This window comes from Vreelandella sulfidaeris (assembly GCF_042429665.1).
Classification (GTDB): domain Bacteria; phylum Pseudomonadota; class Gammaproteobacteria; order Pseudomonadales; family Halomonadaceae; genus Vreelandella.
The window spans coordinates 303,958-320,384 of the sequence record NZ_JBHMAC010000002.1 but is presented as its reverse complement, the minus strand read 5'-3'; the positions used below and the strand labels follow the sequence as shown (position 1 = coordinate 320,384).

Here is a 16,427-nt window from a genome sequence, read left to right as displayed (position 1 = left end):
AAATGCTATTCAATAAAAATAAACAGAGATTAATAATATGCAGGATGCCAAGCATATTCGTCGACAGCGGCTAAAGTTATTACTGATTTTTGTAATATTCGCAGCTCCCATTATTGCCGCGTGGGGAATGGTAGAGCTACGAATTGGCATTCCTGATCGCCATACGGCGCACGGCACTATTGATCCAGCGTTGCCTATGCTTAATGAATGGCCTTTGGAACAGCGCGTTGGTAGTGATAGTCAGCAGGACGCATGGACGCTAGCGTTTGATTGCAGCCAGGCGTGTGAGCATCGCAAGGATCAACTGTGGCGTCTGCATCGTGCACTCGGAAAAGACGCGCCTCGGTTAGTGCGACTGCGTATCGGCGGTGATACGCAACCGCTTCCCGGTGAGCTAACCAGTGAGTGGGAGCATCTGCCGCCATGGCGTGAAGCGAACGCAGTGTGGTTATTGGATCCAGTGGGGCGCCCAGCTTTGGCGTTTAGCCCTCACATGGAAACTAAGTATTTACTTGAGGACATCCAGCACTTGTTTAAGGTAAATCCTCAGTAATACGCACGGTCGTAGGTTGTTAAGGAAAACACCATGCAGATTCTATCTGAGCGCCGCTTGCGCTGGTTAGTAAGATTAACGCTGTTGGGGACGGTGCTTACCGCCGTGGTGATGTTGGCCGGCGCTTGGACGCGCCTGGTCGATGCTGGCTTAGGCTGCCCCGACTGGCCTGGGTGTTATGGCAAGCTGATTGTTCCTGATAGTACCCATGCCGCGCTGCGCCACCCTGATGCCCCGTTAGAGCCTTTTAAAGCATGGATGGAAATGATCCATCGCTATATTGCCAGCTTGCTGGGGATAGTGGTGTTGGGCGTGTTGGCGCTTGGCTGGCCGTTGCGTCATGTTCAAGATTATCCATGGCGGTTAAGCGTGGCGCTACTCGCTGTTATTGCGCTGCAAGGCGCCTTTGGTGCTTTTACAGTAACTCTTCAGTTATGGCCTCAAGTAGTGACTCTCCACCTGTTGGGAGGGATGGTCGTTCTACTGCTGTTTCTATGGCTGCATCTTCATCTTCGCCATGCTGGGATAAACCTTGTTAGTTCTCCTCGACCGTCAACCGGCTGGTGGGGCGTGGTGGCTTTTCTATTAGTGATGCAGATAGCGTTGGGGGGGTGGGTATCCAGCAATTATGCCGGTATCGCTTGCCAAGGATTTCCAAGCTGTAATGGGCAATGGTTGCCCGACATGGATCTTAGTGAAGGCTTTCATCTTTCCCAGACCGTAGGGCCAAATTATCTACATGGTCAGTTACATGCCGCTGCACGTACGGCGATTCATGTTGCTCATCGTTTAGGGGCGTTGTTACTTGGAGCCGCAATAATAGCGCTTTGGTGGCGCTACCGGCGTTGGCAGAACGTCGCAACGCCACTGGCAATCGTTGTTGGACTCTATGGACTGCAAGCCATCATAGGTATTGCCAATGTCATATTGTGGCTACCGCTATGGTTGGCTTTGTTGCATACCGCTGGCGCTATTGCCTTGGCCGCTGCGCTGATGTGGGCGTGGTGGCATTGGCGGTATCAGTTGGCTATGGCTCCCCCTCCCAGCCAGCACGCCTTCCCAGGTCATGTTGCTATTCACTAGTACAAAAGCGATCACGATATAGCGAACATTAGTCGTTCAGAGCTATTAGGGTGTACAATTTCAGTCAAATATTTTTTATAGTAAGTGAGGAGTTGTATGAACTCGACGGTAGCGCTGATAGTGCTGGTAGTGGCGATGGCTGTGATTGTTGGGTTGTGCCTCTATGCGTGGTCCTTGCGTAAGGAAGTTAAGCGGCGTGAAGCTTATCGACGCGATGAGGATGCTCGTGCTCAACAAAACAGCTTAGAAAACCTGGATTATGTGGCAAGTGCGTTAGTTCAAGAACAGGTGGATATTACCGAGGGTGCCTGGCGTTGTAAGGTACTACTTGAGATTATTGACCCGAGCTTGACCGAGAAAGTTGAGTTTCAGGCTTTTGCTGACCACTATCAGCGCACCCAGCATTTGAAAACGCACTCTGCACGTCAGCAATTGTCGCCTCGTGAACGCATGCAAGAAGATAAAGAGCGCTTAATGGCTGAAAATGAGATGCGCGAGGCCGTATTAGCCGCTGCCAAAGCAGTGTTAGAATGGCGAGCTAAAGGCCCCAGTGCGCTGCATTGAGCGCTAAAGTTGAGCGGTGTTAAGCCGCCAAGCGGTATAGCGAACTTATTAATTGGTGTCCCTTGTGACACTTTTGCTATGCTGAGTGATGCCGGTATCAGCAACAAGTTGATATAAAGGCATTGTTGCCTTCTTACGCTTAAGCGTTAATGATAGGCACACCGTTGTGTATTGATCCGGTACCGTGTTGGGTATTGCAAAATGCTTAACAGCGTCGCCAACGATACAGAACAGGCGAAAAAAGGATGCTCTCGCAATAAGAAGCATTGGATAGGCTTGGCCGCTCATGGCTAAGCCAGCATTGGATCAAGAAGGAGTCTTGCATGAAAAAATCAACGACTGGCTTGCTAATCGGTTCCGCCCTGGTAGTAGGTCTTTCTGGCTGTGCCAGCTCAGCCTCACAGTCTTCCAGCCAATCATCCGCTAGTAGCGACCGCAGCTGGTATCAACACCCAGCTGTTTGTGGTTTAGCTGGTGGTCTGATTGGTGGCAGCATTGGTTATGCCACTAGTGGCGAGTCCGACGAAGAGAACGGTGCCGCTACTGGTGCTGCGGCAGGCGCGGCCATCGGCGGCTTGCTGTGCGCAGATCGTACGCCTGAGCCGGTTGCTCCGCAGTGCCCAACCTACGGCGAAGTGCCTGCCGGTGTCGCAGTTGACGCTGAAGGTTGCCCGCTAGATTCAGACGGTGACGGCGTTCCGGATTACCGTGATCAGTGCCCAGGTACGCCTGCCGGTGTTGAAGTTAACGCCAATGGCTGCCCGCTCGACTCCGATAACGACGGCGTGCCGGATTATCGTGACCAGTGCCCGAATACGCCTGCCGGCGTAGAAGTTAACGCGTTGGGTTGCCCTGATAGCGTTATCCTGAAAGAAGTTAACTTTGAGTTTGATTCTGCACAGTTGACATCAACTGCACAGAGCGTGCTCGATGGTGTTGCTGAGCGTCTGGTCAACAACCCGGGTGTACGTGTAAGCATCGAAGGCCACACCGATTCACGTGGTTCTGATGCGTACAACAAAGACTTGTCACAAGCGCGTGCCCAGTCGGTAGCCACTTATCTTAACCAGCGTGGCGTTAGCTCTGACCGCATGCAGGCAGTGGGATACGGCGAAGAGTTCCCGATTGCGACCAACGAAACTGAAGAAGGTCGCTTCCAGAACCGTCGTGTTGAACTGGATGAGTGGAAATAATTCCACTTATCACTCTGAGATTACTAATTGCCTAACATGAGGTAAGGGTAATCGCAGCATAAAGAAGCGGGGGGCATATGCCTCCCGTTTTTATTTTAAGCAGAGACTAATTCTGCTAATCTTACCGCTGTTTTTTATACTGTTAATCAATGCACCTCCTAAGCCCATTGATAGCGAAATGTGATCCTTGGTATGGATCACCACTGCGCTCAAGGAATATCTGAATGCCGATTGTCACACTACCCGACGGTAGCGAAAGAACATTTGAAGCGCCTCTATCCATCATGCAACTTGCTGAGTCCATTGGCCCTGGTTTGGCTAAGGCGTGTGTTGCTGGAAAGATAGATGGCGTTTTAGTCGATGCTGCAGACGTCATCGAGCACGATGCAAGCGTGGCAATTATTACTGCGCGAGATCCTGAAGGAGTGGAAATTATTCGCCACTCCTGTGCGCATTTGATTGGGCATGCGGTGAAGCAGCTTTACCCCGATGCCAAGATGGCGATTGGGCCCGTGATCGATAACGGGTTTTATTACGACATCGATTTTGGCCGCTCCATCACGCCAGAAGATGTCGAGGCCATCGAAAAGCGCATGCAGGCGTTGATCGAAAAAGAATACGATGTGGTTCGTGAATACGTTGATCGCGACAAGGCGATGCTGACCTTCCTGCATCGTGATGAAACCTACAAGCAGGAAATTATTCGCGAGATACCGGAAGGCGCCGAGATCCGCCTTTATCACCATGAAGAATACACGGACATGTGCCGTGGCCCTCATGTGCCCAATACGCGTCATCTCAAGGCATTCAAGCTAACCAAGCTAGCCGGTGCGTACTGGCGAGCCGATGCTTCGAACGCTATGTTGACCCGTATTTACGGCACAGCATGGGGCGACAAGAAGCAGCTCAAGGCTTACCTCAAGCGGCTCGAAGAGGCTGAAAAGCGCGATCACCGTAAGCTTGCCCGTCGCCTTGATCTCTTTCATATGCAGGAAGAAGCGCCTGGAATGGTCTTTTGGCACCCCAATGGATGGGCGCTTTGGCAACAGGTCGAGCAGTACATGCGAGGCGTTTATAAAGAGGGCGGCTATCAGGAAATTCGTTGCCCGCAGGTCATGGATGTCTCGCTTTGGAAGAAATCAGGCCATTGGGATAACTACGCGGACGGCATGTTCTTTACCGAATCCGAGAAGCGTGAGTATGCCCTCAAGCCCATGAATTGTCCTGGCCATGTGCAGGTATTTAACTCCGGCTTGCGCAGCTACCGCGAACTGCCTGTGCGTTTTGGTGAGTTTGGCGGATGCCATCGGAACGAGCCATCAGGCGCATTGCACGGTATCATGCGTGTGCGTGCCTTTACTCAGGATGATGGCCACGTTTTCTGTACGGAAGCGCAGGTAGAGCCTGAAGTGACCAGCTTTCATCGCCAGGCCTTGAAGGTATATAACGACTTCGGTTTTGAAGACATTGCTATTAAAATTGCCTTACGACCTGAAAAGCGGATTGGTAGCGATGACGTCTGGGATCGCGCTGAGGATGCTCTGCGAGGTGCGCTGAAAGCGTGCGACGTTGAGTGGCAGGAACTTCCTGGCGAAGGTGCGTTCTATGGGCCCAAGATTGAATATCATATGAAAGACTGCCTGGGCCGTGAGTGGCAGGTGGGCACCATGCAGGTCGATTTCATGATGCCTGAGCGTCTTGGCGCTCAATATGTGACCGAAGAGGGTGAACGTAAGCCACCGGTTATGCTACATCGTGCTATTGTAGGTTCCATGGAGCGCTTCATCGGCATCCTTATTGAACATTATGCGGGCGCTATGCCATTATGGTTGGCGCCTCAGCAGGCAGTGGTGATGACGATCACCGATGCGCAGCGCGATTATGCGCTTGAATTAGAGCAACGCCTGCAAAAAAATGGCTTACGGGCTAAAGCGGACTTGAGGAACGAGAAGATCGGCTTTAAAATCCGTGAACATACGTTACAGAAGATTCCCTATCTCCTTGTGGTGGGAGATAAGGAAGTCGAAGCTGACTCAGTGGCCGTGCGAACTCGCAGCGGCGAAAACCTTGGCACGATGACAATCAATGAACTTATTGAGCATCTGAGTGCGGAGAGAGCAGCCCTGGCGACATCGTCAATTGCCTAAGGAGACAGAACGATCAAGCGAAGCAACCAGCGCGGGCGTCCAGCAGACAAACGCCCACCAATGAACGAGCGAATTGTTGAAGAAGAAGTACGTCTTATCGGTAGCGACGGGGAGCAGCTAGGTGTAGTCCCCACTACTGAAGCATTAGAACGTGCTGAATCTGAAAGCCTGGATCTCGTGCAAATTTCGAATGCCGACCCCATCGTCTGTAAGATTATGGATTACGGCAAGTTCGTTTTTGAGAGCAAGAAGCAGAAAGCGGCTCAAAAGAAGAAGCAGAAGCAAATCCAGGTCAAGGAAGTCAAATTCCGTCCTGGCACCGACGAAGGCGATTATCAGGTTAAGCTTAAAAACCTGACGCGCTTTTTGGAAGGTGGTGACAAGGGCAAAGTCACACTGCGCTTCCGTGGTCGTGAAATGGCGCACCAGGACATCGGCCGCAAGCTGATGGAAAGGATCGCGGCAGACCTGGAAGAGATCGGAGCGGTAGAGTCCTTCCCGAAAATGGAAGGCCGCCAGATGATCATGATTATTGCCCCGAAGAAGAAGTGATCCAACGGCGTTGTAAACGGGCCATCGTGCAAACGGTGGTCGGCCCTGGGTTTTCTAAAAAATATCGAGCGGAGTTTTCCTCATGCCGAAAATCAAAAGCAACAGCGGCGCTGCCAAGCGCTTTAAAAAGACCGCTAATGGCTTCAAGCACAAGCAGTCTTTCCGTAGCCACATCTTGACTAAGAAATCGACCAAGCGTAAGCGTCAATTGCGTGGGATGAAGCAGATCCACGCCTCTGATAAAGCGCTTATCCAGCGTATGCTGCCGAATTTATAAGTCGGGATTTCGTTTTTCTGAGCGCCTATTTTTTGTGCCTCAGCCTTAAAGTCAGGAGTGTGTTATGACTCGAGTTAAACGTGGCGTAGTAGCGCGTCGTCGCCATAAAAAAGTATTGAAACTTGCTAAAGGTTACTACGGTGCGCGTTCGCGTGTGTTCCGTGTTGCCAAGCAGGCTGTTATTAAAGCTGGTCAGTATGCCTATCGTGACCGTCGCAACCGTAAGCGCCAGTTCCGTGCGCTATGGATTCAGCGTATTAACGCTGGTGCACGTGTTAACGGTATGTCTTACAGCCGCTTTGTTGGTGGCCTCAAGAAAGCCGGTATTGAAATCGACCGTAAAGTATTGGCCGATTTGGCAGTACACGAGAAGGCCGCTTTTGCTGCCATCGTGGAAAAAGCCAAGGCTGCCCAATAAGCTGGTTTGCACTGGGCGATTGCCCGTGCAGCGTGCCTGAGGTCATTTAAGTGTGACCCATCCAGGGGAAGAGCAGCCGCTCTTCCCCTGTTTTTTTGTCACCGTCACCATGCCACGCCATCTTATGGGATGGACACCGCTTAATTCGGAGTGAAACGGATGGATCACCTTCCTACTCTGGTATCTGAGGCTCGCGATGCCATTCAGGCTGCGCAGAGCGTCGCTGCACTAGACGAGTTACGAGTACGCTACTTAGGTAAGAAAGGTGAGGTCTCCGCCTTGCTGAAAGGCCTGGGAAAACTCTCGGCAGAAGAGCGCCCCGCAGCGGGTGAGCGTATTAATCAGGCCAAACAAACGTTGGCCAATGAAATAGATACCAAACGCCAGCAGTTGGAGAGTGAGGCGCTGAATGCTCGTCTCGCCGCTGAAAGTATTGATGTCACACTGCCAGGGCGTGGGCAGGCCCAGGGCGGTTTGCATCCTGTCACAAGAACGCTTGAGCGTATTGAAGGGCTCTTCACGCGTATTGGGTACGATGTGGCGGTTGGGCCTGAAATTGAAGATGATTACCACAACTTTGAAGCGCTCAATATTCCTGCCCACCATCCGGCCCGTGGTATGGCTGATACGTTCTATTTCGACGCGACACGCTTGTTGCGTACGCACACCTCTCCGGTGCAGGTGCGTACCATGAAAAGTAGCGAGCCGCCGATTCGAATCGTTTGCCCAGGGCGTGTCTATCGTAGCGATTCCGACCTTACTCACACCCCGATGTTTCATCAGGTAGAAGGATTGTTGGTTGATGAGGGGGTCAGTTTTGCCGACCTCAAAGGGACGATTGAGGATTTTTTACAAGCGTTTTTTGAGCGCGACGATTTATCCGTCCGTTTTCGCCCCTCTTATTTCCCGTTTACCGAACCCTCCGCAGAAGTCGATATCCAGTGTGTCATGTGTAGCGGTAAAGGCTGTCGTGTGTGCTCGCATAGTGGTTGGCTTGAAGTGATGGGGTGCGGAATGGTGCATCCTGAAGTTTTCCGTCACTCGGGTATCGATACTGAGTGCTATACCGGTTTTGCCTTCGGTATGGGGGCCGAGCGGTTGGCAATGCTTCGTTATGGCGTGAATGACTTGCGCCTGTTCTTTGAAAACGATCTGCGTTTTTTACGTCAATTCGCTTAAGACTGCCGCCGAATACAGGATCAACAATGAAATTTTCAGAACAGTGGCTGCGTGAATGGGTGTCGCCGCAGCTTGATACACAGGCAATGGCCGATCAAATCACCATGGCAGGTTTGGAAGTCGACGCGGTTGAGTCGGTGGCTGCTTCCTTTACTGGGGTGGTCGTGGCAGAGGTGGTGAGCAAAGAAAAACACCCTGACGCGGACAAGCTTAATGTGTGCACCGTCAATGATGGCAGTGGTAGCACTGTTCAAGTGGTCTGCGGCGCCCCTAACGTCGATGTAGGACAAAAGATTCCGTTTGCCACGGTAGGTGGCGTGCTGCCGGGCGACTTTAAAATAAAGAAAGCCAAGCTGCGGGGCGTCGAGTCGTTCGGCATGATTTGCTCTGCCTCAGAGTTGGGGCTAGAAGAAGAGACGTCACCGGGGATTCTGGTGCTATCTGAGTCTGCGCCGGTGGGTACTGATTTTCGTGAGTTTATGCACCTTGATGATATGACCATCGAGGTTGACTTGACGCCTAACCGCGGTGACTGCTTGAGCATCAAGGGGCTGGCACGTGAAGTGGGGGTGCTTAACCGACTGCCGGTGAATGGGCCGACCATTGAGCCAGTGGCTGCTGAGGTCGAGGAAAGTTATCCGGTCAGCGTAGAAGCCCCTGAACAGTGCCCGCGCTACATGGGGCGGGTGATTAAAGGGGTGAATGTTCAAGCTGAAACGCCTCTTTGGATGGTTGAGCGTTTACGTAGAAGTGGTGTGCGCTCGATTGATCCTGTGGTGGATATCACCAACTATGTGATGCTTGAGCTGGGCCAGCCGCTGCACGCTTTTGACCGCGATAACCTCAGTGAGGGCATTGTGGTGCGCATGGCCTCCTCGGGTGAGTGCCTGACGCTTCTGGATGGCAGCGATATCGCACTGCGTCCTGAGACGCTGGTAATTGCCGACCATTCCGGTCCGTTAGCGATTGCCGGAGTGATGGGTGGTGAGCATTCAGGCGTCAATACAAACACGCACACTATATTTCTAGAAGCGGCGTTCTTCACACCGCTTGCTATTGCCGGTCAGGCCCGCTCCTACGGGTTGCATACCGATGCCTCGCACCGCTTTGAGCGCGGCGTTGATCCACAGTTAACGCCCCTGGCGATCGAGCGGGCAACGCGCTTGCTGGTCGAGATTTGCGGTGGTCAACCAGGCCCCGTGGTAGACGTAGTCAGTGCCGAGCATATTCCTCAAGCGCGCACAATTATGTTGCGCAGTGAGCGTTTGGAGCAGGCCCTTTCCAAGGCGCTAGAAACCGATGATGTGACCGATATTTTGCAGCGCCTGGGACTTGAGGTAAGCGTGCAAAATACAGGCTGGAGCGTGGTAGTTCCCAGCTGGCGATTTGACCTGGCGATTGAAGAAGATCTGATCGAGGAAGTTGCACGTATCCATGGCTACAATAATCTGCCGGTACGTCGCCCTGCGGCACGTTTAGCGCTGCGTTCAGCTGACGAGGGTACATTGACGCAAGCGCGGCTGCGGCGCCAGATGGTAGCACGTGGCTTTCAGGAGGCGATCACCTATAGCTTTGTTGCGCCCGAGCTACAGTCGACAATATTGCCAGACGCGGTCAGCCCTGTGCTGGCTAATCCTATTTCTATGGATTTATCCGTCATGCGGGCTAGCTTGTTTCCTGGCTTGGTACGCGCGATGGAGCACAACCTTAATCGTCAGCAAACCCGCGTGCGTTTATTTGAAACCGGGCTAGTCTTTAACGGTGAGCTGGATAATTTGTCACAGGTGCCGATGCTGGGCGCGCTGGTATGTGGGGCGCGTGAAGCAGAAGGGTGGAGCGGCGCAAAAGAGCGCGTTGATTTTTATGATCTGAAAGGCGATTTAGAGAGCCTGCTGGCGCTGGGTGGTAACTTTGAAGCTTGGCGGTTTGAGCCGGCAGAGCACCCTGCACTTCATCCAGGACAAAGTGCGCAACTGATGTATAACGGTGAGCCGGCGGGCTGGTTAGGCACGCTACATCCTCAGGTACGCGCAACGCTCGGCTTAAAGATGGATGCCGTGCTGTTTGAAGTACGCCTGGATGTGCTAAGCCAAGGACAGATTCCGTCCTTTGAGCCGCTCTCACGTTTCCCTGAGGTGCGCCGTGATCTAGCGTTTATACTCAAGGAAGTTACGACGGTGCAGGCGCTGTTGGATAGCGTTAAGCAAGAGGCAGGTGAATATCTGCAAGATGTTAAGCTTTTTGACGTCTACGTAGGTAAAGGTGTTACCGAAGGACATAAGAGTGTTGCGTTGGGCTTGACCTGGCAGCATCCATCGCGCACGCTAAACGATGAAGAAATCAACAAGTTGGTCGATTCAATAGTGACACAAGTGCGTGTCAAGCTGGATGCTGAGCTGCGCGGCTAATGACTATCTCAATAAGAACCTAGTCACTAAGTACCTAGTCCATAAGTACCTAGGCCACGCCACGATGCTTATCACGTTCTTGGCAATGCGTTGCTACTGTACATTTGATGCAGTGCGTTTGCTGCAGTATTTGCTTCAAGGATAAGGAGAAGCCTTATGGGTGCGTTGACCAAAGCAGAGCTAGCTGAACATTTGCATGCTGAGTTGGCCCTGTCCAAGCGAGAAGCGAAGGCCATGGTCGAAGCTTTTTTTGAAGAGATTCGAGCCTGCCTGCGTGAAAATGAGCAGGTGAAGCTATCGGGGTTTGGTAACTTCGATTTGCGGGATAAGCGTGAACGTCCAGGCCGTAATCCGAAAACCGGGGAGGAAATTCCCATTTCTGCCCGGCGTGTGGTGACGTTTCGTCCCGGACAGAAGCTGAAGCAGCAGGTTGAGCACTATGTAGGTAGTGAGTCGTCATAGCTGTCAGTGAGAGCGAGCTACTGCTTGTTACTCGTTCGCAGTCTCTCAAGGAGCGCCCTGGGCGCTCCTTTTTTGCTTAAAGCTCTGTCTATAAAAGCCCTGTCTCTAAAAGCCCTGTCTCTAAAAGCCCTGTCTCTAAGAGCTCTGCCTATAAAAGGCCCGGTTTATAAAAATACAGGTATAAGAGCAGTTTAAGTGAGTGCGACATTGATATGCAGGCGTGCGCTACATGCCGCCACGTTCAATCAGCCATGCAATCACCACTTTGAAAACGTAACCCAGCATGCCCGCACCCAGGACCACAAACAGCATAATGGTGCCAAATTTTCCGGCATTCGACTTTTTAGCCAAATCCCAAATAATGAAGCACATAAATATCATTAAACCGCCGATCATTAATGGGGTGATCCAAGCCTCGAAGGTTTGCTGCATAGTCACTCCTGTTCTCGTATGAATAATGCTTGCTGTCGGTAGTGTGTTTCATTCTATTGAGCCATGATAATATTTGAGCAAATTAATCGGGTATTTGTCGACTTGACGGTTGGCACTGTGACACTTTGACAGGGGAGTGACGATGCCGAAGGTGATGATATTAGTCGGTACGATGTATGGAGGAGCGTTAGACGTCGCGGAGCAGGTAAAGCCGTTGTTCGAAAAGGCAGGCTATAGCGTCGATATTCACGAGCAACCTATGGTGGGTGATCTCGTTAGTAATGAGGGGGATATTGCCCTGTTTTGTGTGTCAACGACGGGCAGTGGCGATTTTCCCGGCAATTTTGTCCCGTTTGTGCGTCATTTGCGAGATCAAAGTCCGTCGCTCAGTTCGTTGCGTTACGGCCTTATTGCGCTAGGCGATAGCTCGTATGGAGATACCTTTTGTGGCGCTGGTAGAGCGCTAGACGCACTACTGGCCGATCATGGCGCGACTCGTTTAGGTGAGCGTTTAGAGATCGATGCGATGGAAACGTTCATGGCCGACGATGCTGCCATACCATGGGTTGAAGAGTGGATTGACGAACAGCAGTTAAAGGTAGTTTAAGCGATGAAGCGAGCTCCTTTTTCAGCCGAGCGCATCAGCGTCGCCGTCGGCTTGTGTGTATTGATGTTGGCGGCATTGCCTCGCTATGTCGCTGGCGGTCATGAAACCCGCCAGACGCTTATCGGCATCACGTTGGCGGTAGTGGCATCAGTTGTGCTTCTCCAGTGGCGGCTTCTTGGCGTCGAAGCGCGCCAAAGGATACCGCCGCTGCTTAAAAGGCTGGCGTTGATGATGGTGGTAGGCCTTGTCGCAATGGGCCTATGGCACGCCTTATTCACCACTTGGATCAGTTGGCAGGTGTTTATTTCTCATGCCGCAACGCTCGGTCTCATTCTTCATGCGTTAAGCCTTGGTTGGACTGACAAGCGTCAGGAATAGCTTATTGTGAGACGCGGCAGTCTCCTTGCTAATGACCAAGTGGCTCATCGAACCCTAGATACTCAGCAAACTGCTCTTGTGGTAGCGGTTTGGAGAAAAGATATCCTTGGATAAAATCGATGGCATAGCCATCAAGCAGTTGCCACTGTTGTTCGGTTTCAACGCCTTCTGCGACGACGTTAAGGCCTAGCTCTCGGGCAAGGCTTGAGATGGCCGCCACAATGGTGCGGCTATTGTTTTCGTCATGGGTTAACGCTTCAATAAAGCTACGGTCTATTTTAAGGCTGTGGGCAGGTATGTTGTGCAAATAGCTTAGCGACGAGTAACCGGTACCAAAATCGTCCAGGGCGATGCCACAGCCTAGCGAACGTAGTTGATTTAGTAGCGCTGCGCCATCGGCCTGACGGTTAAGTAATATACTTTCGGTCAGTTCAAATGTAATCAACGACGCCGGGATATCATGGTCCTGTAATTTACGCGTGATAGTGCTCACAAAATTGGATTGCCAGAATTGCGCTGCGGATAAGTTGATAGCGATGGGCACCAGTTTTTTACCTTCAGCACGCCAACGGGCCATATCTGTTAGTACCAAATCGATGACTCTATCGCCCAGCGCTACAATCAGACCTGCAGTCTCAGCCAAGGCAATAAATTCGGTAGGGGCAATAGCGCCCTGTTCTGGATGCGTCCAGCGTGCCAGGGCCTCAGCCGATGCCAATAGCCTGTTATCGCATCTTACTAAAGGCTGGTAGGCCATATATAACCCTTCACCATTTTCAACAGCATTACGCAATGCTGTCTCCATGCTTAGTTGATCACGGGCCTTGCGATCGATATCGGCCTGATAAAGGCGGTAGGTGTTGCGGCCTTCATGTTTGGCACGATACATGGCGGCGTCGGCATGCTGGATGAGGGGTTCTGGGGTGTTTCCATCGTCCGGGTATAGGCTGATGCCGATACTACAGCCAATGCGAAAGCTATGTCCCTGCAGTAAATAGGGCGCGCTTACCGATTCAATGAGACGTTTTGCAACGGTGGTGGCCTCAGAAAAGCCGTTAATATTGGGGAGTAAGGCAATGAACTCATCACCACCCAGGCGAGCTAGCGTGTCGTCTTCACGTAATTTCGCTGTCATCCGTGCAGCAACGTCGAGTAATAGTTCATCGCCCAACGCATGACCAAGCGTATCGTTAACCTGCTTGAAATGGTCCAGATCGATAAACATGATGGCCAGCTGTTGGGCCTCGCGGTGGGCATGACGGATTGCCAGCGTAATGCGATCTTCAAGCAGGCGGCGATTGGGCAGTCGAGTCAACACATCGTAATAGGCTAAATGCCGAATCTGTTCTTCGTTTTCCCGGACATGAGTAATATCTGAAAAAAGCCCTGCGTAGTGTTGGTTAACGCCTTCATCATTGGTTATCGCAGTGATGGTCAACAGCTCAAGATAAAGCTCGCCGGATTTGCGGCGATTCCACACTTCGCCGCGCCAGTAGCCGCTAGTTTTGAGAGACTCCCACATCTGGTCATAAAAAGTGGCGCCCTGGCGTCCTGACGCCAGCACGCTGGGCTTTTTGCCGGCAATATCCTCTAAGGTGTAGCCGGTTAGGTGGGTGAAAGCGGGATTGACAAACTCAATGCGCGTTTCGGCGTCGGTGATGATAATCCCCTCTAGGGATGAATCGATGACGCGCTCGGCTAGCTGCAGGTTCTGCCTGGAGCGCGCGAGGGCCATATCCCGTTGATCCAGAGCGTCGCGTAAATCAGAGAGGTATAAATATTCGGCGCCGGCCAAGATGTCGCCAAAGCTGAGCAGGCCAGTGATCGCGCCTTGTTCGTCACGAACGACCAGGTGGCGAATGTGGTGATCGATAAGCAGGTCACGAGCATTAATGAGAGGGGACGTTTCGTTGACGCTGAGCACCGGCTGGCTGGCCAGCTGTATGATTGGCATGTCCTCGGGCTGATTCGCGATAAATGACACGATGTCCCGCTCGGTAATGATGCCCAGCTGCTGATTGCCTACAATGATGGCCGCATCCTGCCGATGAATGCGCATTTGATGGGCGGCTTCAGAAACGTTAAGCGAGCTTTCAAGCATCAGCGGATTAGTCCGCATGGTGGTATGCACTTCTCGAAGCCGCAGGTAGGGTTCCAGGCCTTGATTCATGACAATATCGGTTTGCGATAAGATGCCAACGGGATGCTGCGCCTCATTAACCACCACGAGATGGCGTAGCTTATGGCTATTGAGAAGCAGGGCAGCTTCACTTAAAAGCATCTGCCCCGGTGCAGTATAAACCGGTGACGACATGAATTCAGCGATTGGCCGGGCAAGTGAAGAGGGTGTGCTAAAGTTGATGGTTAGAGCGTCATGCTCAGTCCACAGACCAACCACCGTGTCATTATCCATAACGACAATGGAGCTGCAGTGACGCTCAGCCATGCGCTTGGCCGCCTCACACAAAGGGGTGTTCGTTTTGCAGTGCAAGATGCTGGTTTGCATCACGCGTGATATAGGTAAATCTTGATGAGTCGTCATGAGTATCGGTACGATAGTTGGTAAATGAGCAATTAATGACAAGTAGCATATCGCATAAGATAAATGTATCAGTGATCCAGGGCCGAAAAGTAACAAATAAGTCGCTTGCCGCCTTGTAATTAACGGCTGCGCCCCCATCTTGCGATCATGGCGCTTGCCACCATGCGTTGGGGTTCTTAAAATTGCCCCCATGAACTTATTACATGCAATCAACAAAACGCCCAGCCGTTAGAGGACTATTCATGCAAGTTTCTGTCGAGACAACCTCCCCAATCGAACGTCGCATTACTATTCAAGTGCCGGCTGCCGACATTGACGAGGCCGTTAGTGCTCGCTTGAAAGACACCGCGAAAAATGTTCGTTTGAATGGTTTTCGCCAGGGCCGGGTGCCAATGGCAGTAGTCCAGCAGCGCTACGGTCAAGACGTCCGTAACGAGGTGGTCAGTGAAGTGATGCGTGAGCGTTACGTTCGCGCGATTACTGAAGAGGGTTTAAACCCGGCTGGCTTCCCCCAGATTGAGCCTTCAGTCAATGAGTCAGGCAAAGATTTAGAGTTTGTGGCGGTGATGGAGATCTACCCACAAGTTGAGCTTGCCTCAATCGAGGGTACTGAGGTTGAGCGCCCGGTCGTTTCCGTCAGCGATGCTGATGTTGAAGAAATGATTGAGACGCTGCGTAAGCAAAATGCCGCATGGGAAGAGGTGGACGCTGCTGCCGCTGACGGTGATCAAGTGACTATTGATTTCCAAGGCTACATTGATGATGAGCCATTCGAAGGCGGAAGCGCCGAAGGCCATTCACTGGTCATTGGTTCCAACAGCTTTATTCCCGGCTTTGAAGAGCAGTTGATCGGTGCCAAAGCAGGCGAAGAAAAAACGCTTAACGTTACTTTCCCGGAAGATTATCAGGCAGAGCATTTAGCCGGTAAAGAGGCGACCTTTAAGGTCACTGTTCACAAGGTCAGCAGCCAAACGCTGCCTGAGGTGGATGCTGAATTCATCGAGCGTTTCGGTGTTGAAGGCGGTGATCAGGAAAAATTCCGCGCTGAAATCAAAAAGAACATGACGCGTGAAGCGTCGCAGGCCGTTGATAACCGTATCAAGCAGCAAGTGCTTGATGCACTGAAAAAGGCCAATGACATTCCTGTGCCCAGTGCGCTTGTTCAACAGGAAACTGACGGCATGAAACGTCAGGCAGCGCAGCAGTTTGGCTTGGGTGAAGACTTTGATGTTAGCCAATTGCCTAACGAGCTGTTCGAAGAGCAGGCGAAGAGCCGTGTTCAGGTCGGCTTGTTGCTGGCCGAAGTGATCAAGTCTAACGAACTTGATGCTGACGATGAGGCGATTAAGGCGAAAGTGGCTGAATTGGCTGAGCAGTATCAAGATCCAGAGGAAGTCGTTAGCTACTATATGGGCAATGATGAGCTGAAGACTCAGGTCAAATCCGCCATTCTCGAAGAGAAAGCGGTCGCTAAGTTGCTCGAGCAAACGAACATCAAAGATGTTGAAATGTCATATCAGCAAGCGCTTGCCGCTGCACAGCAGCAGGCTGAGCAGGATGAGGGTGTTGAAGAGGGCGAGCAAGCAAGCGCCTAACACTCTGGAACGTGGCGCACCTCTATGTCGGTGCGCC

At 51.9% G+C, this 16,427-nt stretch carries 16 protein-coding genes; 14 read left to right on the top strand and 2 right to left on the bottom strand.

Annotation, left to right across the window (positions count from 1 at the left end):
• Positions 1–37: 37 nt before the first annotated feature.
• From ACFFLD_RS01560 to ACFFLD_RS01510, 11 genes are all read left to right on the top strand, one after another.
• Complete coding sequence (locus tag ACFFLD_RS01560) at positions 38–553, top strand: hypothetical protein (protein ID WP_386040844.1); 516 nt, start codon at positions 38–40, stop codon at positions 551–553.
• 33 nt (positions 554–586) lie between these two features.
• A complete protein-coding gene (locus ACFFLD_RS01555) occupies positions 587–1,636 on the top strand; it encodes a COX15/CtaA family protein (RefSeq protein WP_386040842.1) in 1,050 nt (349 codons plus the stop codon).
• A gap of 96 nt (positions 1,637–1,732) precedes the next feature.
• Positions 1,733–2,200, top strand: coding sequence for a DUF2489 domain-containing protein (locus ACFFLD_RS01550; protein WP_386040840.1), 468 nt, complete (start codon positions 1,733–1,735; stop codon positions 2,198–2,200).
• Between the two features lie 323 nt (positions 2,201–2,523).
• Entirely contained in the window at positions 2,524–3,393 is an 870-nt protein-coding gene (locus ACFFLD_RS01545; RefSeq protein ID WP_386040838.1) for an OmpA family protein, read from the top strand.
• Between the two features lie 224 nt (positions 3,394–3,617).
• Entirely contained in the window at positions 3,618–5,540 is a 1,923-nt protein-coding gene (gene thrS / locus ACFFLD_RS01540; RefSeq protein WP_386040836.1) for a threonine--tRNA ligase, read from the top strand.
• A gap of 60 nt (positions 5,541–5,600) precedes the next feature.
• Positions 5,601–6,092, top strand: coding sequence for a translation initiation factor IF-3 (gene infC / locus ACFFLD_RS01535; protein ID WP_308323196.1), 492 nt, complete (start codon positions 5,601–5,603; stop codon positions 6,090–6,092).
• Positions 6,093–6,174: 82 nt separating this feature from the next.
• On the top strand, positions 6,175–6,369 hold the full coding sequence (gene rpmI / locus ACFFLD_RS01530) for a 50S ribosomal protein L35 (RefSeq protein ID WP_009724291.1): 195 nt from the start codon (positions 6,175–6,177) through the stop codon (positions 6,367–6,369).
• A gap of 64 nt (positions 6,370–6,433) precedes the next feature.
• Positions 6,434–6,787 (top strand): 50S ribosomal protein L20, encoded by a 354-nt coding sequence (gene rplT, locus ACFFLD_RS01525; RefSeq protein ID WP_007114344.1) that lies wholly within the window; start codon positions 6,434–6,436, stop codon positions 6,785–6,787.
• 159 nt (positions 6,788–6,946) lie between these two features.
• A complete protein-coding gene (pheS, locus tag ACFFLD_RS01520; protein ID WP_386040830.1) occupies positions 6,947–7,966 on the top strand; it encodes a phenylalanine--tRNA ligase subunit alpha in 1,020 nt (339 codons plus the stop codon).
• Positions 7,967–7,992: 26 nt separating this feature from the next.
• Positions 7,993–10,374: a phenylalanine--tRNA ligase subunit beta gene (gene pheT / locus ACFFLD_RS01515; protein WP_386040827.1), complete on the top strand. Its 2,382-nt coding sequence runs from the start codon at positions 7,993–7,995 to the stop codon at positions 10,372–10,374.
• Positions 10,375–10,530: 156 nt separating this feature from the next.
• Complete coding sequence (locus tag ACFFLD_RS01510) at positions 10,531–10,836, top strand: integration host factor subunit alpha (RefSeq protein WP_386040825.1); 306 nt, start codon at positions 10,531–10,533, stop codon at positions 10,834–10,836.
• Positions 10,837–11,061: 225 nt separating this feature from the next.
• On the opposite strand, the gene ACFFLD_RS01505 is transcribed toward ACFFLD_RS01510, so the two are convergent.
• A complete protein-coding gene (locus ACFFLD_RS01505; protein ID WP_386040823.1) occupies positions 11,062–11,268 on the bottom strand; it encodes a DUF2788 domain-containing protein in 207 nt (68 codons plus the stop codon).
• A 142-nt stretch (positions 11,269–11,410) separates the two neighbouring features.
• Between ACFFLD_RS01505 and ACFFLD_RS01500 the strand changes: the two genes are divergently transcribed.
• Positions 11,411–11,875, top strand: a complete 465-nt coding sequence (locus ACFFLD_RS01500; RefSeq protein WP_386040820.1) for a flavodoxin — start codon at positions 11,411–11,413, stop codon at positions 11,873–11,875.
• 3 nt (positions 11,876–11,878) lie between these two features.
• Positions 11,879–12,253 carry a hypothetical protein gene (locus ACFFLD_RS01495; RefSeq protein ID WP_386040819.1) on the top strand — a complete coding sequence of 125 codons (375 nt, stop codon included), beginning with the start codon at positions 11,879–11,881 and terminating at the stop codon, positions 12,251–12,253.
• Positions 12,254–12,281: 28 nt separating this feature from the next.
• Here ACFFLD_RS01495 and ACFFLD_RS01490 read toward each other — a convergent pair whose 3' ends face one another.
• Complete coding sequence (locus tag ACFFLD_RS01490) at positions 12,282–14,759, bottom strand: EAL domain-containing protein (protein WP_386040881.1); 2,478 nt, start codon at positions 14,757–14,759, stop codon at positions 12,282–12,284.
• 278 nt (positions 14,760–15,037) lie between these two features.
• On the opposite strand from ACFFLD_RS01490, the gene tig reads away from it, so the two are divergent.
• Positions 15,038–16,390: a trigger factor gene (gene tig, locus ACFFLD_RS01485; RefSeq protein ID WP_386040817.1), complete on the top strand. Its 1,353-nt coding sequence runs from the start codon at positions 15,038–15,040 to the stop codon at positions 16,388–16,390.
• Positions 16,391–16,427: the final 37 nt, after the last annotated feature.

What these genes read in the sequence shown, in the direction of transcription:
- ACFFLD_RS01560 (WP_386040844.1), top strand. Translation starts at nt 38, where the DNA reads ATGCAGGATGCCAAGCATATTCGTCGACAGCGGCTAAAGTTATTACTG.
- ACFFLD_RS01555 (WP_386040842.1), top strand. Translation starts at nt 587, where the DNA reads ATGCAGATTCTATCTGAGCGCCGCTTGCGCTGGTTAGTAAGATTAACG.
- ACFFLD_RS01550 (WP_386040840.1), top strand. Translation starts at nt 1,733, where the DNA reads ATGAACTCGACGGTAGCGCTGATAGTGCTGGTAGTGGCGATGGCTGTG.
- ACFFLD_RS01545 (WP_386040838.1), top strand. Translation starts at nt 2,524, where the DNA reads ATGAAAAAATCAACGACTGGCTTGCTAATCGGTTCCGCCCTGGTAGTA.
- thrS (WP_386040836.1), top strand. Translation starts at nt 3,618, where the DNA reads ATGCCGATTGTCACACTACCCGACGGTAGCGAAAGAACATTTGAAGCG.
- infC (WP_308323196.1), top strand. Translation starts at nt 5,601, where the DNA reads ATGAACGAGCGAATTGTTGAAGAAGAAGTACGTCTTATCGGTAGCGAC.
- rpmI (WP_009724291.1), top strand. Translation starts at nt 6,175, where the DNA reads ATGCCGAAAATCAAAAGCAACAGCGGCGCTGCCAAGCGCTTTAAAAAG.
- rplT (WP_007114344.1), top strand. Translation starts at nt 6,434, where the DNA reads ATGACTCGAGTTAAACGTGGCGTAGTAGCGCGTCGTCGCCATAAAAAA.
- pheS (WP_386040830.1), top strand. Translation starts at nt 6,947, where the DNA reads ATGGATCACCTTCCTACTCTGGTATCTGAGGCTCGCGATGCCATTCAG.
- pheT (WP_386040827.1), top strand. Translation starts at nt 7,993, where the DNA reads ATGAAATTTTCAGAACAGTGGCTGCGTGAATGGGTGTCGCCGCAGCTT.
- ACFFLD_RS01510 (WP_386040825.1), top strand. Translation starts at nt 10,531, where the DNA reads ATGGGTGCGTTGACCAAAGCAGAGCTAGCTGAACATTTGCATGCTGAG.
- ACFFLD_RS01505 (WP_386040823.1), bottom strand. Translation starts at nt 11,268, where the DNA reads ATGCAGCAAACCTTCGAGGCTTGGATCACCCCATTAATGATCGGCGGT.
- ACFFLD_RS01500 (WP_386040820.1), top strand. Translation starts at nt 11,411, where the DNA reads ATGCCGAAGGTGATGATATTAGTCGGTACGATGTATGGAGGAGCGTTA.
- ACFFLD_RS01495 (WP_386040819.1), top strand. Translation starts at nt 11,879, where the DNA reads ATGAAGCGAGCTCCTTTTTCAGCCGAGCGCATCAGCGTCGCCGTCGGC.
- ACFFLD_RS01490 (WP_386040881.1), bottom strand. Translation starts at nt 14,759, where the DNA reads ATGCAAACCAGCATCTTGCACTGCAAAACGAACACCCCTTTGTGTGAG.
- tig (WP_386040817.1), top strand. Translation starts at nt 15,038, where the DNA reads ATGCAAGTTTCTGTCGAGACAACCTCCCCAATCGAACGTCGCATTACT.